Source organism: Paractinoplanes maris (assembly GCF_023544465.1).
GTDB classification, from domain to species: Bacteria; Actinomycetota; Actinomycetes; order Mycobacteriales; family Micromonosporaceae; genus Actinoplanes; species Actinoplanes maris.
In genome coordinates this window covers 564,073-586,321 of the sequence record NZ_JALPVL010000004.1, presented here as the reverse complement: position 1 = coordinate 586,321, position 22,249 = coordinate 564,073, and the positions used below count along the sequence as shown (strand labels likewise).

At 70.6% G+C, this 22,249-nt stretch carries 19 protein-coding genes and 12 tRNA genes; 12 read left to right on the top strand and 19 right to left on the bottom strand.

Annotated features, from left to right (window positions below; all coding sequences use genetic code 11):
* Positions 1-11 precede the first annotated feature (11 nt).
* From NAG42_RS14825 to NAG42_RS14810, 4 genes are read right to left on the bottom strand one after another with little or no spacing between them, the layout of a single operon-like run.
* Positions 12-1,016 carry an ABC transporter permease gene (locus NAG42_RS14825; protein WP_250030809.1) on the bottom strand — a complete coding sequence of 335 codons (1,005 nt, stop codon included), beginning with the start codon at positions 1,014-1,016 and terminating at the stop codon, positions 12-14.
* On the bottom strand, positions 1,013-2,527 hold the full coding sequence (locus NAG42_RS14820; RefSeq protein WP_250030808.1) for a sugar ABC transporter ATP-binding protein: 1,515 nt from the start codon (positions 2,525-2,527) through the stop codon (positions 1,013-1,015). The genes NAG42_RS14825 and NAG42_RS14820 overlap by 4 nt, the downstream gene beginning before the upstream one ends.
* Positions 2,528-2,579: 52 nt before the next feature.
* Positions 2,580-3,599: a sugar ABC transporter substrate-binding protein gene (locus NAG42_RS14815; protein ID WP_250030807.1), complete on the bottom strand. Its 1,020-nt coding sequence runs from the start codon at positions 3,597-3,599 to the stop codon at positions 2,580-2,582.
* Positions 3,600-3,641: 42 nt separating this feature from the next.
* Positions 3,642-3,953 (bottom strand): antibiotic biosynthesis monooxygenase family protein, encoded by a 312-nt coding sequence (locus NAG42_RS14810; protein WP_250030806.1) that lies wholly within the window; start codon positions 3,951-3,953, stop codon positions 3,642-3,644.
* 329 nt (positions 3,954-4,282) lie between these two features.
* Here NAG42_RS14810 and NAG42_RS14805 point away from each other — a divergent pair, with 329 nt between their 5' ends.
* From NAG42_RS14805 to NAG42_RS14795, 3 genes are read left to right on the top strand one after another with little or no spacing between them, the layout of a single operon-like run.
* A complete protein-coding gene (locus NAG42_RS14805; protein ID WP_250030805.1) occupies positions 4,283-6,328 on the top strand; it encodes a hydantoinase/oxoprolinase family protein in 2,046 nt (681 codons plus the stop codon).
* A complete protein-coding gene (locus tag NAG42_RS14800; RefSeq protein ID WP_250030804.1) occupies positions 6,325-8,046 on the top strand; it encodes a hydantoinase B/oxoprolinase family protein in 1,722 nt (573 codons plus the stop codon). Before NAG42_RS14805 ends, NAG42_RS14800 begins: the two co-directional genes overlap by 4 nt.
* The gene (locus NAG42_RS14795) at positions 8,043-9,233 is read left to right on the top strand and encodes a metal-dependent hydrolase family protein (protein ID WP_250030803.1); all 1,191 of its coding nucleotides are present in this window, start codon (positions 8,043-8,045) and stop codon (positions 9,231-9,233) included. The genes NAG42_RS14800 and NAG42_RS14795 overlap by 4 nt, the downstream gene beginning before the upstream one ends.
* Positions 9,234-9,305: 72 nt before the next feature.
* Here the strand turns inward: NAG42_RS14795 and NAG42_RS14790 are convergent, their stop codons facing one another.
* From NAG42_RS14790 to NAG42_RS14760, 7 genes are all read right to left on the bottom strand, one after another.
* The gene (locus NAG42_RS14790; RefSeq protein WP_250030802.1) at positions 9,306-10,232 is read right to left on the bottom strand and encodes an NAD(+)/NADH kinase; all 927 of its coding nucleotides are present in this window, start codon (positions 10,230-10,232) and stop codon (positions 9,306-9,308) included.
* 48 nt (positions 10,233-10,280) lie between these two features.
* Positions 10,281-10,351, bottom strand: a tRNA-Cys gene (locus NAG42_RS14785).
* A 64-nt stretch (positions 10,352-10,415) separates the two neighbouring features.
* Positions 10,416-11,360 (bottom strand): phosphotransferase family protein, encoded by a 945-nt coding sequence (locus NAG42_RS14780; protein WP_250030801.1) that lies wholly within the window; start codon positions 11,358-11,360, stop codon positions 10,416-10,418.
* 26 nt (positions 11,361-11,386) lie between these two features.
* Positions 11,387-11,458 (bottom strand) — tRNA-Val (locus NAG42_RS14775).
* Between the two features lie 5 nt (positions 11,459-11,463).
* Positions 11,464-11,535: transfer RNA gene (locus NAG42_RS14770), tRNA-Val, on the bottom strand.
* Between the two features lie 9 nt (positions 11,536-11,544).
* Positions 11,545-11,617: transfer RNA gene (locus NAG42_RS14765), tRNA-Lys, on the bottom strand.
* 4 nt (positions 11,618-11,621) lie between these two features.
* Positions 11,622-11,695, bottom strand: a tRNA-Ile gene (locus NAG42_RS14760).
* Positions 11,696-11,713: 18 nt separating this feature from the next.
* On the opposite strand from NAG42_RS14760, the gene NAG42_RS14755 reads away from it, so the two are divergent.
* Positions 11,714-12,598, top strand: a complete 885-nt coding sequence (locus NAG42_RS14755; protein ID WP_250030800.1) for a hypothetical protein — start codon at positions 11,714-11,716, stop codon at positions 12,596-12,598.
* Positions 12,599-12,606: 8 nt separating this feature from the next.
* Here NAG42_RS14755 and NAG42_RS14750 read toward each other — a convergent pair.
* The 7 genes from NAG42_RS14750 to NAG42_RS14720 form a co-directional block, all read right to left on the bottom strand.
* A tRNA-Ala gene (locus NAG42_RS14750) sits at positions 12,607-12,679 on the bottom strand.
* Positions 12,680-12,730: 51 nt separating this feature from the next.
* Positions 12,731-12,803 (bottom strand) — tRNA-Leu (locus tag NAG42_RS14745).
* A 1-nt stretch (position 12,804) separates the two neighbouring features.
* Positions 12,805-12,881, bottom strand: a tRNA-Thr gene (locus tag NAG42_RS14740).
* A gap of 120 nt (positions 12,882-13,001) precedes the next feature.
* Positions 13,002-13,074 (bottom strand) — tRNA-Leu (locus NAG42_RS14735).
* 5 nt (positions 13,075-13,079) lie between these two features.
* Positions 13,080-13,153 (bottom strand) — tRNA-Gly (locus NAG42_RS14730).
* A gap of 3 nt (positions 13,154-13,156) precedes the next feature.
* Positions 13,157-13,229 (bottom strand) — tRNA-Thr (locus tag NAG42_RS14725).
* A 5-nt stretch (positions 13,230-13,234) separates the two neighbouring features.
* A tRNA-Ala gene (locus tag NAG42_RS14720) sits at positions 13,235-13,307 on the bottom strand.
* Between the two features lie 633 nt (positions 13,308-13,940).
* Here NAG42_RS14720 and NAG42_RS14715 point away from each other — a divergent pair.
* The 8 genes from NAG42_RS14715 (at position 13,941) to NAG42_RS14680 (ending at position 21,586) form a co-directional block, all read left to right on the top strand.
* Complete coding sequence (locus tag NAG42_RS14715) at positions 13,941-14,369, top strand: VOC family protein (protein WP_250030799.1); 429 nt, start codon at positions 13,941-13,943, stop codon at positions 14,367-14,369.
* A 172-nt stretch (positions 14,370-14,541) separates the two neighbouring features.
* Positions 14,542-15,309 (top strand): SDR family NAD(P)-dependent oxidoreductase, encoded by a 768-nt coding sequence (locus NAG42_RS14710; protein ID WP_250030798.1) that lies wholly within the window; start codon positions 14,542-14,544, stop codon positions 15,307-15,309.
* Positions 15,310-15,390: 81 nt separating this feature from the next.
* Positions 15,391-16,797 (top strand): FAD-dependent oxidoreductase, encoded by a 1,407-nt coding sequence (locus NAG42_RS14705; RefSeq protein ID WP_250030797.1) that lies wholly within the window; start codon positions 15,391-15,393, stop codon positions 16,795-16,797.
* Between the two features lie 220 nt (positions 16,798-17,017).
* Positions 17,018-17,737, top strand: coding sequence for an SDR family oxidoreductase (locus tag NAG42_RS14700; RefSeq protein ID WP_250030796.1), 720 nt, complete (start codon positions 17,018-17,020; stop codon positions 17,735-17,737).
* Entirely contained in the window at positions 17,734-18,186 is a 453-nt protein-coding gene (locus NAG42_RS14695; RefSeq protein ID WP_250030795.1) for a hypothetical protein, read from the top strand. Before NAG42_RS14700 ends, NAG42_RS14695 begins: the two co-directional genes overlap by 4 nt.
* 28 nt (positions 18,187-18,214) lie before the next feature.
* Positions 18,215-18,985, top strand: a complete 771-nt coding sequence (locus NAG42_RS14690; protein ID WP_250030794.1) for an enoyl-CoA hydratase-related protein — start codon at positions 18,215-18,217, stop codon at positions 18,983-18,985.
* Positions 18,986-19,129: 144 nt separating this feature from the next.
* Positions 19,130-20,479 carry a glycosyl hydrolase family 18 protein gene (locus tag NAG42_RS14685; RefSeq protein WP_250030793.1) on the top strand — a complete coding sequence of 450 codons (1,350 nt, stop codon included), beginning with the start codon at positions 19,130-19,132 and terminating at the stop codon, positions 20,477-20,479.
* Between the two features lie 177 nt (positions 20,480-20,656).
* Positions 20,657-21,586 (top strand): EamA family transporter, encoded by a 930-nt coding sequence (locus NAG42_RS14680; RefSeq protein WP_250030901.1) that lies wholly within the window; start codon positions 20,657-20,659, stop codon positions 21,584-21,586.
* Here the strand turns inward: NAG42_RS14680 and NAG42_RS14675 are convergent.
* On the bottom strand, positions 21,538-22,245 hold the full coding sequence (locus tag NAG42_RS14675) for a hypothetical protein (RefSeq protein WP_250030792.1): 708 nt from the start codon (positions 22,243-22,245) through the stop codon (positions 21,538-21,540). The genes NAG42_RS14680 and NAG42_RS14675 overlap by 49 nt on opposite strands.
* Positions 22,246-22,249 lie beyond the last annotated feature (4 nt).

Genomic DNA, 22,249 nt, shown 5'->3' with positions numbered 1-22,249 from the left:
GCGTACTCGGCTCAGCGGGTGCGTTTGCGCAGCCAGCGGTCCATGGTCACGGCGAACAGGATGAGCAGGCCCTGCAGCACCTGCTGATAGATCGTGTCCCAGCCGAGCAGGTTGAAGCCGTTGCCGATCAGGGTCAGCAGCAGCGCGCCGACGATGGCCCGCCACACCGCGCCCTCACCGCCGAGGATGCTGGTGCCGCCGACCACGGCGGCCGCGATCGCGGTCAACTCCATGCCGGTCGCCATCGTCGACTGGGCCGAGCCGGCCCGCGAGGCCAGGATCAGGCCGGCCAGCGCCGAGCAGACACCGCTGATCATGAACGCGGTGACGTGGATCGAACCGACCCGGATGCCCGACAGCCGAGCCGCCTCGGCGTTGCCGCCGACCGCGTACAGGCGCCGCCCGAACGTCGTACGGGAAACAATGACCGCCAGAACCGCCACGACGACGACGAACATGATCGTGGCCGAGGTCAGCCCGAACAGGGACGGCCAGGTCAGCACGCCGAAGCTCTCGGCGTACTGCGTCAGGGGGTAGACGATCGCGCCACCGGTGACCATGACGGCCAGGCCGCGATAGACCAGGCTGGTGGCGAGCGTGCCGACGAACGAGTTGACGCCGCTGCGCACGACGACCGTGCCGGTGATGAAGCCGAGCAGGGCACCGGCCAGCACGGCGGCGGCGAAGCCGACGTAGACGTCGGTGACCCGGCCGACCTGGACGCCGACGATCGCCGAGAGGGCGAGCGTGGCACTGGCCGTCAGGTCGAAGACGCCGCTGATGATGCAGATCGTGGCGCCGGTGGCCAGCAGGCCCAGCACCGCGGTCTGGTCGAGCAGGTTGACGAGGTTGCCGCTGGTCAGGAACGTGTCCGTGCTGAGCGACAGCGCGATCACGATGATCACCAGTGCCGCCACGATGCCGTAGTCGCGCATCCGGAAGGCGAGGCGCGACATGTTGTTCGCCGCGGCCGGCGACGGCGTGGCCGGCGCCTGGGGGGTGGTGTCGACGCTCAACTTGTCTCTCCCTGTGAGTGGTCGCCGAACGCGGCGGCGACGACGACCTCGGGGGTCGTGCCGCGCGGGTACTCGCCGACCGGCCGGCCGTGCCGCAGCACGAGCACCCGGTGCGAGAGCGCCAGCAGTTCCTCGATCTCGGACGACACGCAGACCACGGCCATGCCGTCGGCCGCGAGCCCGGTGATCAGGTGGTGGATCTGGGTCTTGGCGGCGACGTCCACGCCACGGGTGGGCTCGTCGATGAGCAGCACCTTGGGATCGCGCAGCAGCCACTTGGCGAAGAGTGCCTTCTGCTGGTTGCCACCGGAGAGGGTTTCGATCGGCGACTCGGGGTTGGCCGCCCGGATGTCCACCGACTTCGAGATCTCGCCGACCGCGGTCTTCTCGGCCGGGCGCTTGACGAACGGGCCGGAGCGCCGGCCGGACAGCGACGAGAGGGCCACATTTTCGGCCACTGAGCGCTGCATGACCAGGCCCTGCTCCTTGCGGGACTCGGGCACCATCGCCACCCCGGCGGCCATCGCGGCTCGCGGGGTGTTCGAGGTCAGCGCCACGCCGTCCACCTCGACGACGCCCGCGGTGGGCCGGTCCGCCCCGAAGAGCAGCCGCAGGGTCTCCGTACGCCCGCTGCCGACCAGCCCGGCGATGCCGAGGATCTCGCCGGAGCGCACCTCGAGGTCGACGCCGTCGACCAGCCCGCGCCTGAGCCCGCGCGCGGCCAGGACCACCGGCGAGCCGTCCGGCACCGGCCGCGGGTCGGGGTAGAGCACGTCGATCTCGCGGCCGACCATGTGCCCGACCAGGGCCCGCGGGGACGTCTCGGCGGCCGGCCCGGTGCGGATCAGCGCGCCGTCGCGCAGCACCGTGATCCGATCGGCGACCGACAGCACCTCCTCGAGGAAGTGCGACACCAGGATGATGGTCGTGCCGCTCGCGGCCAGCCGGCGGATGAGCGCGAGCAGGTTCTCCTTCTCGTGCTCGGCCAGCACCGCGGTGGGCTCGTCCATGGCGATCACCCGGGCTCCCCGGGCCAGCGCGCGCAGGATCTCGACCTGCTGCTGCACGCCGATCGGCAGCGTGTCGACCCGCACGTCGGGGTCGACCGAGAAGCCGGTCGTCTCCAGCAGCCCGGTCAGGCGCTTGCGGTCGGCGCGGGCACTGACCAGGCCGCCGCGGTGCGACCAGCGGGCCAGGAACACGTTGTCCAGCACGCTGAGCGCCGGCACCAGCGCGCCCTCCTGCGAGATCAGGCTGATGCCGTGCCCGATGGCGTCCCGGGGGCTGCCGATCGAGACCTGCTCCCCGTCGAAGCTCAGCGTGCCGGCGTCCGCCTTGATGGCACCGCCGAGGATCTTCAGCAGGGTGCTCTTGCCGGCGCCGTTCTCGCCGACCAGCCCGTGCACCTCGCCCGGCGCGATGTCCAGGTCGATGTCGTGCAGCACGGTGACGCCGCTGTAGCTCTTGCCGACGCCGCGTACCGCGATCGACGGTGCTTTCTGAGTGCTCACGAGGCCTCCTCGACACCGAGGGCGCCGGGGATGTCCCCGGCGCCCGCCGTCGTCAGTCCGAGTAGTCGGCCGTCTTGCCGGCCAGCTTGTCCTTGGTGCCGAGGCACGCGTAGTCGGTCAGCGTCGAGCACGCGTCGGTCGCCTCGGGGACGGTCTCGCCGCGGGCCTTCTTGATGCCGAGCTCGGCCGCCTTCGCGCCCTGGGCCTTCTCCGGCATCGCGTAGGTGCCGAACCAGGTTCCCTTGGCCACGAAGTCGTAGGCCTGGGTCGAGCCGCCGTTGCCCACGAAGGTGATCTTCTTGCCGGCCGCCAGCGGGGTCGCGCCCTGCAGCGCCTGGGACGAGCCGATCACCACGTTGACGTCGGGGTGGGCCTGCAGCAGGTTCTGCATGGCGCCGCGGCCACTGTCCGGGGTGTAACCGCCGACGAAGTTCGAGATGACCTCGGCGGCGCCACCGGCCTTGAGCGCCTTGATCGCGGCCTCGGTGCGGGCGGTGTCCAGCGGGTAGTTCGCGAAGCCCTGGAAGTAGGCCACCTTGCAGGCGCCGTCGGTGACCGTCTTGCAGCCTTCGAGCGCCATCTTGGCCAGGCCGTCGCCGTTGACCGTGGGCGGGTCGATGATGTTGACGGTGCCGGGCACCTGCGGCTCGATGGTGTCGTACTTGCCGCCGACCGGGGTGAACTCGACCACCACGGTGATGCCGGCGGCGACCGCCTGCTTGACCGGGTTGACCATCGCGGTGCCGTCGTTGGCCTGCACGATGACCACGTCGTAACGCTTCGAGGTGACCGCGTCCTGCAGCTGGTTGACCTGGGTCGGCCCGTCGAAGTTGGAGTCGAGGAAGGTGGCCTCGGCGTTGTTGGCGTTCGCGTACTCCTGCACCCCGGCCCAGGTGGCCTGGGCGAACGAGTTGGCCTTGGCGAAGCCGAAGAAGCCGATGCTGAGCTTCTTGTCGGCCGGGGCGGCGGTGGCCGCGCCCCCGGCGGCGTCATCCTTGTTGGGATTGCTGCAGGCGGTCAGGGCCACGGCGGCGGTCAGACCGACCGCCAGGAGTCGAGCAACTCTTATCACTGGTGCTCCTCTTATACGCGTTCAGAAAAGAAGATCGAGGAATCAGGGCTCGACGAGCTCGAAGACTCCGCCAACGAGCGGCTCGTCGTCCCGGATGTCCAGCAGTGCGAAGAGCCCCTCGGACAAAGAGGCTCGCCACGGGTCGTCGACCCAGTTGCGGTAGTCCGCGGCCGAGTCCCAGTCGGCGATGACCAGGTGGGTCGCGGGGCTGTCGTCAACGGATCGCAACAGTTCGGCGGCACGGCACCCGGGGAACGTCCGGGCCCGCTCCAGGATCCGCTGATCCGCGTAGAAGGCCTCGAGGTCGTCGCCGTGGCCGGCGGCCGCTCGAAGGGTGAGGACGCTGCGGACCATTGGTACCCCCGGTGTCTCGGGTGTTGGAGTTGGCAAATGCTGACGGTGGCCGTTCCGCCACGGATGTGCGCCGAGCACAGCGGCGGCGGGCGGCGCTGTGCAGGGCCGCCCGACGGCCCGTTCCCGGCGAGGGACGCCCCCACCAGCACCGATTGACACCCCAGAAACGGCTGTGACAAGTTCGGGGCCTCGCCGCGCCAACCGGCGACGACCATCAGCTGACCCCCTCGCCCGCCGGACAACGGGCCTCTTCTCGTCAGCTGTCACTCCCGCCCTGACAAACAGCGGCGTCGCCGTGTGCGCGGGAAAAGGCGAAAGGCGAACTCACGATGACCAGCAACAGCCGCGTCGCGATCGACGTCGGCGGCACCTTCACCGACGTCGTCGAACTGACGCCGGCCACCGGTGAGATCCGGTTCGGGAAGGTGCCGACCACCCCGTCGCAGCCCACCGCGGGCGTCCTGGACGCCTTCGGCACGACCGAGGCGCCGATGGCCGAGGTCGGCATGTTCACCCACGGCACCACGCTCGGGCTCAACGCGCTGCTCACCCGCACCGGGGCCCGGACGGCGGTGGTCGGCACGGCCGGTTTCCGCGACGTGTACCTGCTCGGGCGGACCGACCGGCGGACGAACTACGACATCACGTACAAGAAGCCGGCGGCCCTGGTCGAGCGGTACGACACCTTCGAGGTGCCCGAGCGCAGTCTGTTCGACGGCTCGGTGCACCTGCCGCTGGACGAGGAAGCCGCCCGTACGGTCGCCGCGACGATCGCCGAGCGCGGCTACGACTCGGTCGCGGTGGCGTTCCTGCACTCGTACGCGAACCCGGCCCACGAAGCGCGCATGCGCGAGATCCTCGCCGAGGTCGCCCCGGACGTCGTCGTGACCGTCTCGCACGAGCTGTCCCGCGAGTACCGCGAGTACGAGCGCACCAGCACCGCCGTGCTCGACGCCTACGTCAAGCCGATCGTGCGCCGCTACCTGGAGCGCCTCGAGGGTGAGCTGGCCGGTGGCGGCTTCGACGGCCGGTTCCTGATGACCCGCTCCGGCGGCGGTGCGATGACCGCCCGCTCGGCCCGGGAGCAGCCGGTCAGCCTGATCCTTTCCGGCCCGGCCGGCGGGGTCATCGGCGCCACCGCGTTCGGCGAGCTGATCGGCCGGCCCAACCTGATCACCATCGACATGGGCGGCACCAGCCTGGACGCGTCGCTGGTCATCGACGGCGAGCCGGTGCTGCACCAGGGCGCCGAGTTCGAGAGCCTGCCGATCAACACGCCGTCGCTCTACATCCACACCATCGGCGCCGGCGGTGGCTCGATCGCCTGGCTCGACGACGCCGGCGCGCTGCAGGTCGGTCCGCAGAGTGCGGGCGCCGACCCCGGCCCGGCCTCCTACGGCAAGGGTGGCACCCAGCCCACCTTCACCGACGCCGCGCTCGCGGTCGGTTACATGGGCACGACGGCCGCGCTGGGCGGCCGGCTCAGCCTGGACGACCGGCTTGCCCTGGGCGCCCTGGAACCGCTGGCCACCAAGCTCGACATGACCCCGCTGGGCCTGGCCCGCGGCATGATCCGGATCTCGACCACGAAGATCATGGGCGCGGTCCGGGCGATCACGGTCGAGGTCGGCCGCGACCCCAAGGACTTCGCGCTGCTCTCGTTCGGCGGCGGGGGCGGCCTGGTCGCCGTCGACGTCGCGCACGAGCTGGGCATCCCGACCGTGATCGTGCCGCCCGGGCAGGGCGCGTTCTCGGCGTTCGGCATGCTCTTCGCCGACGTGCAGCACGACTTCGCGCGGACCGCGGTCACCTCGCTGGCCGAACTCGACTCGCCCGGCACCGCGGCCGGTTACGCCGAGATGGCCGCCGAGGCCGCCGAAGCCCTCGGCGCCGAGGGCTTCGCGCCCGCGAACCAGGTGCTGACCCGCAGCGTCGACGTGCGCTACGCCGGTCAGGAGCACACCGTCACGGTCCCGGTTCCCGACGGTACGAGCGGGATCGCGGCCGCCGTCGAGCGGCAGTTCACCGAGCTCCACGAGCGCCAGTACGGCCACGTGATGGACGACCCGATCGAGATCACCACGCTCCGGCTGCGCGCCTCGGGCCAGGTCGACAAGCCGACGCTGCCCAAGCTTTCCGTACGGGACTCGGGCCCGGCCCAGCCCGAGGGTCACCGCGACGTCTACGTCTCGGCCGAGCAGCCGGCCGTCCCGTACGCGCTGTTCACCCGCGAGACCCTGCTGGCCGGTGACGAGATCGCCGGACCGGCCGTCATCCACGAGCACACCGCGACCACCGTGATCCACGCCGGCGACCAGCTGCGCGTCGGCGAGCACGGCGAAATGGTCATCACCGTTCAAGGGGCCGCCTCATGAGCACCGTCGACTCGATCACCATCGAGGTCATCCGGCACGGCCTACTGGCCGCGGCCGAGGAGATGGCCCGCAACCTGTGCCGGACGGCCTACAACACCGTCGTCTACGAGATTCACGACTACGGGATCGGGATCCACGACGCGAACGGCGACGTGGTGGCCGACGCCCCCGGCATCGCCGTGTTCACCCGCGGCAACGACCACGGCATCAAGAAGGCGGTGGAGTTCCTCGGCCGGGACAAGCTGCTCCCGGGTGACGTGATCCTGCTGAACTACCCGTACTGGTCGTCCGCCCACACGCTCGACCCGCTGGTCTTCGCGCCGGTGCACGTGGACGGCGAGCTGATCGGCTTCACCTCCTGCCGGATCCACGTGCTCGACCTCAAGCAGAAGGACCCCGGCTACGTCCTCGACTCCACCGACATGTACCAGGAGGGCATCTTCTTCACGGCGGCCAAGCTCTACCGCCAGGGGGAGATGAACGAGGACATCTTCAACGTCGTCCGGTTCAACAGCCGGATGCCCGAGCGCACCATCGGCGACCTCCAAGCCCAGGTCTCGGCCTGTTTCTCGGGCGTCCGGCGTACGCAGGAGATCGCTGTAAAATATGGCGCGGCGGTCTTGACCGAGGCGATGGCCGCGATCAACGACCACGGCGAGCGGCTGGCCCGGATCGCCCTGGCCAAGCTGCCCCAGGGCACCTGGACGGCGTACGACTTCGTCGACCAGGACGGCGTCGACCTCGACCGCATGATCAAGATGAACGTCACCGTGACCGTGACCGACGACGAGATGATCGTCGACTGGACCGGCAGCGAGAAGGACGTCCGCGGCCCGATCAACCTGCCGGTGGGCCAGACCGAGGCGTTCTGCAGCCTCATCTTCAAGTCGCTGACCACTCCGGACAGCCCGGTCGTGGCCGGCAACTTCCGGCCGCTGCGGGTGATCACCGAGCCCGGCTCGGTCATGCACGCGGTGCCGCCGATGCCCACTTTCACGCTGTGGACCGGTCTGCTCGGCGGCGAGGTGGTGCTCAAGGCGCTGGCCCAGGGCATGCCCGACCTGGTGCCGGCCTGCTCCGGCGGCGACGTCTGCTCGATGATGGGGCTGGGCGTGAACCCGCGCAACGGCGAGGCTTGGCTGGAGGCGACCAACGAGGCGGTCGGCTTCGGCGGGCACGCGAGCGGCGACGGTGCCGACGGCATCATGCACATCTCCGAGCCGGGCTGCCGCAACAACCCGGTCGAGGTGCTCGAGACCAAGTCGCCGATGTTCATCGAGTCGTACGGCTACCGGCCCGACACCGGTGGCGCGGGCCGCAACCGCGGCGGCGTCGGCGTGCAGCGGTCCTACCGGTTCACCGCGCCGTCGACCGGCATCTGCATCGTCTACAAGACCAAGACCAAGCCGTGGTCGATCGACGGCGGGGCCGAGGGCGACAACAACCACATCGTGCTCAACCCGGGCACCGACCGCGAGAAGGTCACCGGCGGCAGCTACAACCTGCTCGACACGGGTGAGGTGCTGGTCAACAACACTGGTGGCGGCGGGGGCTACGGCAACCCGTTCGACCGTGAGCCGTCGAAGGTGGCGGCCGACGTCCGCAACGGCTTCGTGTCGGTCGCGTCCGCGGCGCGGGACTACGGCGTGGTCGTCGATCCGGCCACCTTCGAGGTGGATCCGGCCGCCACGTCGTCCCTGCGGGCGGTGCCGGCGTGACCTCCCTGTCGATCGTCAACGCGACGATCTTCGACGGGGTGTCGGACGAGCTGACCGAGGGCTCGGTGCATGTCGTCGACGGCCGGATCACGGACGTCGGCGGCGCGCCGCAGCCGGCCGACCGGACGATCGACGCCCGCGGGCGGACCGTGCTGCCCGGCCTGATCGACGCGCACTGCCACGCGTACGGGATCGGCCTGAACATGCTCGAGATCGAGAGCCGGCCGCTGAGCTATGTGGCCCTGGTCGCCGCCCAGCGGCTGGCCGCGGCGCTGGCGCGGGGATTCACGACGGTGCGGGACCCGTCCGGCGGCGACGCGGGACTCGACCGGGCGATCAAGGAACGCCTGCTGCCCTCGCCGCGCTATCTGTGGACGGGGGCGGCGCTGAGCCAGACCGGTGGGCACGGCGACTTCCGGGCGGCCGACTCCGACGTGTGCGGCTGCAACACGCACACGTGCGAGGTCGTCGACGGCGTGGACAACCTGCGGGTGGCGGTGCGGGACCGGCTGCGCCGTGGCGCCCACGCCATCAAGATCATGGCGTCCGGCGGCGTGGTGTCGCTGACCGACCCGATCCGCATCCCGCAGTACTCGCCGGAGGAGATCCGGGCGGTCACCACGGAAGCGGCCCGGCGCGGCAGCTACGTGGCGGCGCACGCCTACTCCCCCGAGTCGATCAAGCACGCCATCGACAACGGGGTGCGCACGATCGAGCACGGCAACCTGCTGGATGCCCCGACGGCGGCCGCGATGGCCGCGGCGGGGGCGTTCCTGGTGCCGACGCTGGCCGCGTACGACGCGATGGACCGGCGCGGTGCCTCGCTGGGCATGGCCGCGGTGTCCCGCGCGAAGAACCGCGAGGTGCTGGACGCGGGCCGGCAGGCGGTGGTGGTCGCCCGGGAGGCCGGGGTGCGGGTCGGCTTCGGCACGGACCTGATGGGCGTGCTGGAGGACGAGCAGCTCAACGGGCTGCGCCTGCAGGTCGAGGTGGACGGGGCGCTGACCGCGCTGAAGTCGGCCACCTCGGTCAACGCGACGCTGCTGGGCCGCGACGATCTCGGCCGGGTGGCGCCGGGCGCGGTGGCCGACCTGCTGATCGTCGACGGCGACCCGCTGGCGTCGCCGGCCGTGCTCTGGGGCCCGGCTCCGGGTCGGACGGTCGTACAGAACGGCACGGTCCTCTGACGTGGTGCGCCGTTTGTTGCGCCGGGCCGGCCAATCGGCGCAGGCCCGGCGCCTTCCCGTCGAGCACCGACGCTAGGCGCTCTCGTCCTCGTCGGTCAGACGGCGGGCACGGTCGCGCAGCTCCTCCGGGACGAGCTCGATGAGCTGGTCGGGGCGCAACGGCAGGTCGAGCACGCTCAGCTTGACCCGGGCCCGGGCGCCGTGGGTGCTCTGGTCGAAGCGGACGACGTTGGTCGCGTTCGGGCGCATGCGCAACACCATGTCGGTGCCCGCCGCGACCGTGAAGACGGCGGCGCCGTCGAGCGACAACCTGGTCGCGTCGCCGGGCGACCGCAGCAGCACGGTCTCGTCGCCGCCCAGGACGATCGGCCGGCTGATGCCCGCCATCGGTGCGACCGGGGTCAGGCCGATGAGCGGAGCGGACGGCGAGATGATCGGGCCGCCCGCGGCGTAGTTGTAGGCGGTCGACCCGGTCGGCGTGCACACCACCACGGCGTCGCTGCGGAAGTAGCCGTGCCGTACGGCATTGATCTCCAGATCGAGGCTGACCGCCGTCCACGGGGTGGTCGCCGTGAGGACCACGTCGTTGAAGGCCAGTGCGGCGTCGCCGTGACCGGTCAGCTCGAGGCAGCTGTGCGGTTCCAGGCTGAAATCGCCGGCGATCAGCCGCTCGAGCGCGCGCGGCAACTGCCGGGGCGACACCTCGATGAGGAAGCCGACGTTGCCGTGGTTGACCCCCAGCACCGGCGTCGGCCGACCGGCGACGAGCCGCATGGCGCCGAGCATGGTGCCGTCGCCGCCCAGGCTGAACACGAAGTCCACGGCGCCGGCGAACACCGCCTCGTCCATCGCCTCGACCCCCGCCCCCAGCCGCTCGGCGTCGGCCGGCCGCGCGACGACACGGATGCCCTGCTCCCCGGCCAGCTTCGTGACGGTCGCCACGGATTCACTGACGTCGTTGCGGGGGTGGACGACCAGCCCGAGCACACGGTTACCCATGCCCCGACCATGCCACGTCCCGATCGCCCCCACAGCGGATGGCAGTCGAAGCCGCAGCCGGACTCGAACCGGCGTACACCGCTTTGCAGGCGGCCCCCTGACCACTCGGGCATGCGACCGTGGTGAGACCTGCGGCCTCGGACATGCTCATCACAACAATCGAGCCGGTAGTGAACCCCGCAGTCATCCGAGGCGCCGTAGCGCTGCCTCGATGACAACCTCGACCCGGGACGTCATGCCGGGCACATCGACGGGACGGCGCCCAGCGACCTGAGCGCGGATCCATTTCGGCCCGCTGGCGTCATAGTGCAGCAGGGCATACAGGTCCCACCACGGATCGAGAGTCATCCCGGCGATGGACTCGTAGAGCGACCGAAGCTGCTCCGACCATTCAGGCGAGTAGAGCGCCGCCAAGTATCGCCGACAGTGCCCGACGTCGATCGCGCGCGACCCCCGATGGATGGAGTTCCAGTCGGTCAGTCCAGTGATCCTCCCGCGCGACCACAGCATGTTGACGGGCAGGAGATCGCAGTGCAGAAAGACAGCAGTGTCTTTTGGCGGCGGCGCCACCATGACACCGAACGCCGCCCTCCACACAGCCGGCTTCTGAGCGTCGACCGGCACCCGAAACTCGTCCCGAGGAGCGATCCACGAATCCGTCCACGGTCTGAACAGCTTCGCGGGGAGATCGAGGGAATGCAGCAATACAGCAATCTCCGCGATCCTCGTCATCCACGACCGAGGTTCCGCCGGGTTGAGGTCGACATGCCCCGGCAACCGTGTCATCAACAACGACGGCGCGCCACCCGTCCAAGCACCGGCCACATCAGCAGCCAGGATGCTCGGAACCGGGAGCCCGCTTCCCGCCACCACACCCAGGTTGGCGATCTCCTTCTCCAAGCTCCCCTGCAGGCCGAGCCCGCCCGGGTACTGCCGCAGGACGACGAACGTTCGTACTCCACGTCGCTCGACAGTCAGCCGATGCACGGCGGAGGAGACGCCACCGGTCAACCGGCGACAACCGACGACGCGACTGCCCGGACCCATCGACGCCGCAACCCAGGCGAAAGTCTCCCTGGAGGGCCGGCGCTGCCTGAACCCGCCATCCCTCCAGTCGCCGTCGGTCATGAGCGCGAGCCTATTCGTCGGCGAAGTGCCCACACCAGGATTCGAACCTGGGACCTTCCCCCTGTGAAAGGGACGCTCTCCCGCTGAGCCATGCAGGCGTGCGTGTTCCGGGCTGGGATCGAACCAGCGACCTCCGCCTTGTCGGGGCGGCGCTCTCCCGCTGAGCTACCGGAACATTCTTCGGTGCGCCGCCGGGGACTCGAACCCCGAACCCGCTGATTAAGAGTCAGCTGCTCCACCAGTTGAGCTAGCGGCGCCACGTGTCGCCGGGTGGGTTCGAACCACCGGCCTCCGCCTTATCAGGGCGGCGCTCCAACCCGCTGAGCTACGGCGACATTGATATAGATGTTCGGATGAGCCTTGATCTCGACGCGGCGATCTCGTTCCTGACGACCCACGGCCGGACCCTCGAGCGGCGCCGGCTGCGCCACCTGCTGGGTGAGGGGTCGGCCGACGAGGTCCTCCAGGCGCTCGACGCCCACCGCAACGTTGACGGCGGCTACGGGTGGGCACTCGAACCGGACCTCCGATCCGTCACGAGCCAACCGGTCGCGGCCATGCACGCCCTCGAGGTGCTCGCCGGAATTCCGGACACGACCAGCCGCCGCGGGCCGGAACTGCTCGACTGGCTGGCCGGGCACTCCCGGGCCGACGGTGGAGTGCCGTTCGCCCTGCCCTACTCGGACACCGACGGCAGTGCACCGCACTGGATCAACGCCGACCCCGCAGCGTCCTCCCTTCAAATGACCACGCAGCTGGCCGCGCAGGCGCACCGCCTGGCCCGGCACCGCACCGACATCGCCGAGCACCCCTGGCTGAAAACCGCCACCACCTACTGCCTGGACGCCATCGAGCAGACGCCCTCGACACCGAGCGCGTACGAAGTGATGTTCGCGATGCACTTCTTGGACGCCGCCGCACCCGTCTCGCCCCGGGCCTCGGCTCTTCTCGGCACGTTCGTTCAACACGTACGCGTGGACGGCCCCACGCCCGTCGCCGGCGGCGCGGAAGGTGAAGTGCTGCAACTGCTGGACTTCACGCCGCACCCGGAGTCACCGTCCCGCGCCCTGCTCGACCGGGACGCCGTCACGGCCGACCTGAAACGACTCGCCGGCCGGCAGCGACCCGACGGCGGCTGGGACGTCACGTTCACCGCCTTCAGTCCGGCCGCAGCCCTGGAGTGGCGTGGTTACGCCACCGTGCAGGCCGTCGCCGTGCTGCGCGACAATCCCCGCTGACCTGCCCGTGGACCCGGCCGGGATCGAACCGGCCACCTCCGCTGTGCGAGAGCGGCGCTCTACCAGATGAGCTACGAGCCCTTCCCGTACGAGTCTCCGGCGCCCTCCCGCGCCGACCCTCGTGTGCTTGCGTACCCGGAGCGCGATTCGAACGCGCACTGGCGCCGTCCTGGGCGGCGTGCCTCTGCCATTGGGCTACCCGGGCGTGGAGCCGGCGGCGGGACTCGAACCCGCAGCCTGCCGATTACGAGTCGGCTGCACGAGCCATTCGTGCTGCACCGGCCTGCGTTCCGGCGTCGCACGAGCCATTCGTGCTGCGCCGGCCCGGCGTCGCGCGACCACTCGCGCTGCGCCGGCCTACGTTTCCCGGCGGCGCACGGACCGTTCGTGCGGCGCCGGCGCGTGCCCTCGGCGCGATTTGAACGCGCACTGTCGACGTTCTCGACGTCGTGCCTCTGCCGTTGGGCTACGAGGGCGGGAAAGCGGCTGGCCGGGATCGAACCGGCGGCCTCCACCGTGGCGGGGTGGCGCTCTGCCTTGCTGAGCTACAACCGCGTGAGCCGTCGGCCGGTCTCGAACCAGCCACCTCTGTCGTACCGGGACAGCGCTCTACCCGATGAGCTACGACGGCGTGCGTGGACCTGGGCGGGTTCGAACCGCCGACCCCCGGTCTGCCGAACCGGTGCGCTACCAGCTGCGCCACAAGCCCCCTGATCCCCCGGGAATCCCGGAGGATCGACTGCGTCCGGAGCCCCCGAGTCGAACGGGGTGTCTCACGCTCCCAAGGCGCGCGGGTTGCCGTCTCCCTCGCTCCGGATCTGTTGTGCCATCCGCTGTGGAATTGTCAATCATCGACGCTGCCGGCCGCGACCGGAGCAATTGTTTCGGGGCAGCGGGAATTGACCCGCGGCGCAGGTGGGCAATTGTTGGCGGAAACGAAAAACCGCCGTCCCCTCGTGGGTCCGGCGGCGTGGTGTGCGCTAGCGTCCGCTAGCTGCGACACCGACCCCGGCCGGGCTTGCCATAGGGTGCGAGACCGCACGTCGGGACAGCACCGACGTGCAGCGTAAGCAGCTGCAGTGTTAGCGAGGCATGCCGCGACATCGGTCTCTCCTGTCCTGTCTTTCCCGGTGGTGATGACTACGGTAGGCCGCCGGCGGTCCGTTGGCAACGCTATTTATCGACCCTTTTTCCGTTGACACAATAGGCCCCTCGACGGCAACCCGGCGCCGCCGGAATGTGGATAACCACGGTCCCTGTGGATAACTCACTGCCGCCACCGGAAAGAGTTATGGTCGATGCACCTCCCGGGCCCGCCGGCGGGGCAGGAAGGAGCCACCGCATGAGTGACGCCGTCAGACCCGCCGTCCATCTGGCGATCCCGGTGGATGACCTCGCCGCCGCGCGGGCCTTCTACGGCTCGGTGCTCGGGCTCGGCGAGGGCCGCTCCAGCGACCACTGGATCGACTGGAGCCTGCACGGCCACCAGCTGGTGACGCACGTGGTCCCCGGCCCGGTGCGCGCGGCCGGCGACAGCGAGGTGGACGGTCACGAGGTGCCGATCCCCCACTTCGGGCTGCTCCTGACCGCCGAGGCCTTCCACGCGCTCGCCGACCGTCTCCGTGAGGCCGGCACCCCGTTCCTGATCGAGCCCTACCTTCGCTTCCCGGGCCGGCCCGGCGAGCAGTGGACGATGTTCTTCCGCGACCCGGCCGGCAACGCCCTCGAGTTCAAGGCGTTCAGCGACGAAAGCCAGGTGTTCGCCCGGTGACCAGCGTGACCAGGACGGCGAAGAGACCGGAACCCGGTGAGGCCGGACGGGATCAGGGGCAGGACCGGGGTCAGTGGCAGGACCGGGATGAGTGGCGCGAGCGGGATGAAGTGGCGGGAGCGGCATGAATAGCGGGGGCGGGATGGGTACTGACGGCGACCCGGGTGAGGGTGTGCGGAGTGCGGCTGGCCAGGCCCGGCGGGTGCTGGTCACGGGGGCGTCGCGCGGGATCGGGCGGGCCATCGCGGTGGCGTTCGCCGCGCGCGGTGATCGGGTCGCGGTGCACTACGGGTCGGATCAGGCCGAGGGACAGGCCACCCTCCAGGCTTTGACGGGCGACGGGCACGCCCTGGTCAGCGGTGACCTCGGCGACCCGGCGGCGGCCAAGGCCGTCGTGGATGCCGCCGTCGAGGGGCTGGGCGCGGTCGACGTGCTGGTCAACAACGCGGCCATCGCGCCCGGCGACGGCAACCGGCACGACATCGCGACCATCGGCTACGAGGACTGGCAGCACATCTGGCGCCGGATGGTCGACGTCGACCTGCTCGGCGCGGCCAACGTCACCTACTGCGTGGCCCACCATCTCATCGAGCGGCGCGCACCGGGCAGCATCGTGAACGTCGGGTCGCGCGGCGCCTACCGCGGCGAGCCCTCCTTCCCGGCGTATGGTGCCGCGAAGGCCGCCCTGCAGGCCTTCGGCCAGTCGATGGCGATCGCCCTGGCGCCGCACGGCATCGCCGTCACCTCCGTGGCTCCCGGCTTCATCGCCACCGAGCGCCAGCAGCCCAAGGTCGACGACGCCATGCGTGCGCAGAGCCCGTTCGGCCGGGTGGGCACGCCCGAGGAGGTCGCGGCGGCCGTTCTGCATCTCAGCTCGCCCGAGGCGGCCTGGTCCTCCGGCGCTGTCCTCGATCTGAACGGAGCGTCCTACCTGCGATAGCGGACCGGACCCGGTAGCGATATCGCTCGATGCACGGCTATCGTGAACCAGGAAGAAACTTTCACGTTTACGGGGGCTTCGGTGACTGCTGCTCGACGGTTCGCCGCGATTTCGACGTCCGCGGCGCCGACCGGGCAGCGGGTGCTGTTCCGGCAGGCGGTTGTGCTGGGCGGCAGCATCGCCGGGCTGATGGCGGCCCGGGTGCTCAGCGATCACGCCGAGCAGGTGCTGGTCATCGAGCGGGATGATCTCACCGAGCTCGATGTGCCGGACGAGCGGATCGCCGCCGACCCGGTCAACGCGGTGGGGCCGCGGCCCGGGGTTCCGCAGGGCAGTCAGGTGCACGCGTTGCTGCCCTCGGGGCTCCAGCAGCTGGAGCGGTGGTTTCCCGGTTTCATCGAGGCGGCACTCACGGCCGGGGCGGTGGATCCGCCGGCCGCGACCAATCGGTTCTATATGGATGGGAAGCTGCGGGAGGACCCGCCGAGCGGGCCGGCGGCGCAGGCCCTGGTCTCCAGCCGGCCGTTCCTGGAGGCGCTGATCCGGCACCGGGTGCTGGCCCTGCCGAATGTCCGCACTGTGCAGGGCCGGGCCGACGGGCTGGTGCTGGACGGCGACCGGGTGGCCGGGGTGCGCTACGCCGATCAAGAGGTGCCGGCCGACTTCGTCGTCGACGCGATGGGCCGGTCGAGCCGGCTCGGCGACTGGCTGGAGTCGTACGGCTTCGGGAAACCGCCGATGCAGCGCATGGGCATCAAGCTCAACTACGCCACGGCCCTGTTCCGGCGGCCGGCCGACGCGACGGTGCTGACCTGTATCTCGATCGCCAACCCGGGGCCGGGCAAGGTGGCCCGGATCGGTGGCTTCACGCCGATCGAGGGTGACCGCTGGACCGTTCTGGTCTCGGGTTACGCCGACGACCGGCCGGGGCGGGACGCCGGCGAGTTCCGCGAGCGGTGTGTGGAGAATTTCCCGCCCGAGTTCGGCGAGGTGGCCACCACCGCGGCTCAGGTCGGCGACGTCATCACCTACCACCAGGCGGACAGCCGCCGCCGCGACTTCCACAAGCTGACCCGGTTCCCGGCGCGGCTGGTGGCGGCCGGGGACGCCGTGGCCTCCTTCAACCCGGTCTACGGCCAGGGCATGACCTCGGCGACGCTGCACGCCTCGGCGCTGTCCGAATATCTGCGTGGCGAGCCCGATCTGGCTCGGCCCGCCCTGTCCTACTTCCAGGACGTCAAGGTCGTCGTGGACGCGGCGTGGCAGGTCAGCACGATGGCCGATCTCGCGCTGCCGCACGTCGAGGGGCCTTATCCGCGGGGCTACCGCGCGATCCAGTGGGCCAGCGGCCTGGTCTTCAAGGCGTCGATGCGCGACCAGACGATCAACCACCGCCTCGGCCAGGTCACCACGATGCTCGCCCACCCGAGCGCGTTGACCGAGCCCCGCTTCCTGCTCCGCGCGCTCGCCATCGGCGCCCGCGCCTGACCCCTCGCGCGATTGCGCGCGCACGACGTTCGCCGCGCGGATGCACGCCCACGACGTTCGCCGCGCGGATGCGCGCCCACACTGCCGGCGGTGCCGGGCATCGCCGCGGGGGTTGTCCCATGGCCGCGCTATGGCGCTCGCCACACCGTGTCACACCGGCTTTGGCCTTCTCGTCCCTGCTTCGGGCAACGAATCGACGAGAGGGACGGACACTATGAGGATGGCGGTCGCCGGAGGTACCGGCCGGCTCGGCACACTGGTCGTGGCGCAGGCGCGGGCGGCGGGTCATGAAGTTGTGGTGATGGCGCGGTCGAGTGGGGTCGATCTGACCACCGGCGCCGGGCTCGATGAGGCGCTGCGCGGCGTCGACGTGGTCATCGACGCGGCCAATCACGTGACGCTCAACCGCCGGGCCGCGATCGACTTCTTCGAGGCCACGACGCGCAATCTGCTCGCCGCTCAGCAGCGGGCGGGCGTCCGGCACTACGTGGTGGTGTCGATCGTCGGGGTCGACCGCGTCCACTCGGGTTACTACGCGGGCAAGCTCCGCCAGGAGGAGGTGGCCCTCGCCGGCCCGATCCCGGTCACCGTCCTGCGGGTGACGCAGTTCTACGAGTTCGCCGAGCAGATGATCGAGCGCGTCCCCGGCCCGGTGAAGGTGGTGCCGTCGATGGTCACCCGGCCGGTCGCCGCCGCCGACGTCGCGGCCGAGCTCGTCCGGCTCGCCGAGGGGCCGGCTCAGGGGCGCGCCCCCGAGCTGGCCGGCCCCGAGGTGCTCGAGATGGCCGACATGATGCGGCGCATCGCCCGGGGCAGGCTCGTGCTGAGAGTTCCGCTGCCCGACGCCGCCTCGCGGGCGATGGCGCGCGGCGGGCTGCTGCCGGTCGGCGACCACCGGCAGGGCGGGATCACCTTCGACGAGTGGGCGGGCACCCGATGACCCTCACCGCGAAACGCTGGGTCGCCCTGGCGCTGGCTGTCATGGCGGCGGTGGTGGGCACGTGGGCGGCGGCTTTCCCGCTGTCGTTCTACCACGACTTCCCGGGGCCCGGCCGTAACTGGGTGTCGGCGCTCGGCCCGTACAACGAGCATCTGACCCGCGACACGGGGGCGCTCTATCTGGCGATGCTGGTGCTCAGCGTGTGGGCCTGGCGGCGCCCGACCGACGACGCCATGCGGGTCACCGGCGGGGCCTGGCTGATGTTCAACGCGATCCACTTCCTCTGGCACATGCTGCACCTCGAGGTCTTCCCCACCATCGACAAGATCGGTAATGCGGCCGGCCTCGGCGGTGCCCTGGTCCTGTCGATCCTTTTGCTCCTGCCGGTGCGGGCCGCGACCGCCCAGGGACTCACCGGCTCTCGCGCGAAGACCGGCCGGACGGGGTGACTCCGCCGGCCCGGGTAGCGTGACGCGGGTGCCAGAGATCGTCTCCGCGGTCCGCGACGGCGTCGGGTGGGTCACCATGAGCAACCCGGCTCGCCGTAACGCCCTGTCCACCGCGATGCTCGCCGCGCTCGCCTCCGCCGTACGGGAAATGGATCTGGACCCGGACGTGCGGACCGTCGTGGTGACCGGGGCCGGTGAGACGTTCACGGCCGGTGCCGACATCTCGGAGTTCGCCGCGCACCACGACTCGCTGGCCGCCCGGGAGAACTGGGAGGCGACGCTGACCGGGTTGTTCGAGACGCTGAGCGGGCTGACCACGCCGTTGATCGCGATGATCCGCGGGCACTGCTTCGGCGCCGGGATGGCTCTCGCGCTCAGCGCCGACCTGCGCATCGCGGCCGAGGGCAGCACGTTCGGGATCCCCGCGGCCCGGCTCGGCATCGGGTACCCGTTCGCGCTGGCGCAGACGCTCGTGCACGTGGTCGGGCCCGGGCACGCCGGCGAGATGCTGTTCACCGCCCGGGCGTACTCGGACCGCGAAGCCCTGGCCGCGGGACTGGTCAATCGCCTGGTGCCCGCGGACGGTCTCGAAGCCGACGTGCTGGCGGTGGCGACGTCGATCGCCGGCAACGCCCCGCTCGCCGTGCGCGCGGCCAAGGCAGCGATCAAGGCGGCGGCGCACCCGGCCCTGGTTCCCCGCGCGCACGACCTGATCGCCGCGACCGCCGGCTCGGCCGACGAGCGGGAAGGACAGCGGGCGTTTCTGGAACGGCGACCGCCGGAGTTCGAAGGACGGTGAGACTTCGATCGTTTCTTATATTGACGTTTATTAGTAAGCCTTCCTAATATTTGGTGGCCCGCAAGTCATCCCCACGGCGCCCTCCCCTGGCGCCGGACACGAAGGGTCACCATCCCCATGGCAATCAGAAGAAGGAGCCGGTGGGTGTCAGCCGCCGCCGCGCTCACCGTCGCCGCCGTCGGCACGATCACGGCGCTCTCGGTCCAAGGCACCTCGCAGGCGGCCGTCCTGCCCAACGGCTTCAAGAGCGTCGGCTACATGCCGTCGTGGGCCGGCAACGTCACGAGCGTCCAGTATTCGAAGCTGACCCACATCAACTACTCGTTCGCGCTGCCCAACGCCAACGGCACCCTGCAGGCGATCGAGAACACGGCGAAGCTGCAGCAGCTCGTCACGCTCGGCCACCAGAACAACGTGAAGGTCTCGCTGGCCATCGGCGGCTGGAACGACGGCAACGACTCCGCGTTCGAGTCGCTCGCCGCCAACGCCGGCACCCGCACGACGTTCGTCACCAACGTCATGAACACCGTGCGGCAGTACGGGCTCGACGGCATCGACATCGACTGGGAGTACCCGGACCCGGGCACCTCCGGCAACAACTACACGGCGCTCATGCAGCAGCTCAGCACCGCCCTGCACAACGAGGGCAAGCTGCTCACAGCGGCGGTCGTGAGCGAGGGCGGCACGGCCAACGGCGTGCAGCCGGCGGTCTTCGGCTACGTCGACTGGCTCAACATCATGGCGTACGACGGTGGGTCGCCGCACGCGAACTACGACTGGTCGATCGCGTCGGCCAACTTCTGGAAGAACCGGGGCCTGCCCAAGGCCAAGACGGTGCTGGGTGTGCCGTTCTACAGCCGGCCCGGTTACCTCACGTACGCCCAGCTGGTCGCGCAGGACCCGGCGAACGCCAACCGGGACTGCACCCCGTCGGGTGAGTGCTACAACGGCCTGCCGACGATCCGCCGCAAGACCCAGTGGGCCCTGGCGAACGCCGGCGGCATCATGAACTGGGAGCTCTCGCAGGACGCCACCGGCGCGAACTCCCTGGTCAGCGCGATCTACGAGACCGTGATGGGCGGCAGCGGGCCGACCACTCCGCCGCCGTCGGGCCGCACCGGCCGGATCACCGGTGTCGCCGGCAAGTGCGTCGACATCGCCGCCGCCAGCAGCGCCAACGGCACCGCGGTCCAGCTCTACGACTGCAACGGCAGCACCGCGCAGAACTGGACGGTCGGCACCGACGGCACGATCCGCGGCCTGGGCAAGTGCCTGGACGTGGCCGCCGCCGGCACCGCCAACGGCTCGCTGGTGCAGATCTACGACTGCAACGGCACCGGGGCTCAGCAGTGGCAGGCCCAGTCGAACGGCACCCTGCGCAACCCGGTCAGCAACAAGTGCCTGGACGCGTCGAACAACTCGTCGGCCAACGGCACCCGCCTGCAGATCTGGGAGTGCTTCGCCGGCACGAACCAGCGCTGGACGCTTCCCTGATCGTCGTTTCCCGCGGCCCGTCTCCCACCGGAGGCGGGCCGCGTCTTTTGGGGTCGGCTGGTCGGGCGGCCTCCTGCGGGCGACTGACCTGCGGCTTTCCGGTCGGCATCATCGCCGCATGCCCTCACGTGTATCCAGCCCCGGCGACCGGAACCCCGCACTGTCGTGGCCTGGGTGATGACTTTCGCGGCGCTGGCCGCCGCGGCATGGGGGATCTCCGACTTCCTGGCGGGGCTGCTGGCCCGCCGGATCCCCGTCCTGACGATCCTGATCGGCTCCAAGATCGCCGCCATGCTGCTGGCGATGGTGGTGGTCCTGGCCCGCGGCGTGCCCCTGCCGGACGACCCCCGGCTGTGGCTGGGCGTCGTGGCCGGGATGGTCGGTCTGCCGGCGATGGGCTTGCTCTATCGCGCCATGCGGGACGGGTCGCTGGTCGTGGTGGCGCCGGTGGCGGCCATCGCGGCGCTGGTGCCGGTCGGCTGGGGACTGGTGCACGGCGAACGGCTGGGGGTGGTGGCCGCGCTCGGCGTCGTGGTCGGGCTGATCGGGGTGACCATGGCGAGCTGGCCGGTGGCCGCCCAGGGCCGGATGCGCGTCTCGGCGCAGGTGTGCGCCCTGGCTGCGGCGATCGGGCTGGGGGTCTATTTCGTCCTGCTGCACGAGGCGTCGGCCACGGACCCGGTCTGGGCGACCGCGCTGGCCCGGATGACCGGGGGCGTTTCCGCCGTGCTTCTCATGATCGCCGTAAGCCACCGCCTCCCCCGCCCACCCAGGGACGTGGCTGAACCTACGTCCGCAACGGGCTCGGAAGAGCCTTGTCCACAGGTCGGGTTTCGTCCACAGGCCACCTTGCGGCCGCCGGCATCCTGGTACCTCGGTCTGCGGATCGCCGTGCCGGTCTTCCTCATCGGCGCCACCGACGCCCTCGCCGACGCGTCCTTCATCGTGGCCGCCTCGAGGACCCTGGCTCCCGCCGCCGTCGTCGCGTCCCTCTACCCGGCCGTCACCCTCCTGCTCAACCGATCACTGCTGCGCGAGCGACTCCACACCGTCCACCTCTACGGCGTCCTGGCCGCCCTCTTCGCCGTCGCCTGCCTCGCCCGCTGACCCGAAGCCTCATCCGCAAGCCGAGCAGCCGACTCCTCCCGGCGCCCAACCGACGCCACACCCCGCCCAACCGACTCCCCCCGGCGCCCAACCGACTCCCCCCGGCGCCCAACCGGCTCCACACCCCGCCCAGCCGGCTCCACACCGCGCCCAACCGGCTCCGCGCGGCGGGACGACGTTCGGCGCCGCACTCGTCCCCACGGCTTGTAGACCGACAGGACCGTCGCCAGGCTCAGCAACGTCAGCGACACGATCGGCGGCATGATCAGCCTGCTCACGTCGAACGAGACCGACTCACCGGCGGACAACCTCTCCCCGTACGCCCGGATCGCCGGCATGCCGGGCCGGAGCAGCACCAGGATGAGCGTGCACAACACCACGTTCAGCACCAGCTTGACCGCCACCCACCAGTAGCGCACCAGTCCCCACTTCGTGCCCAGCCCCAGCACCAGCCCGGTCACCAGGCAGACCAGCCCGGACACGAGCATCGGCCACACCACGAACGACCCCAGCGCCTGATAGGCCAGTCCTCGCGAGGAGCCACCGAGCTCGCCGGCACCGACCAGGACCGCCACCATCACGTCGACCCCGATCCACGCGCTCGCCGACAGGATGTGCAGCACGAGCCAGAACTTCCGGTGTGCCGGTCGCAGATTCATTCCC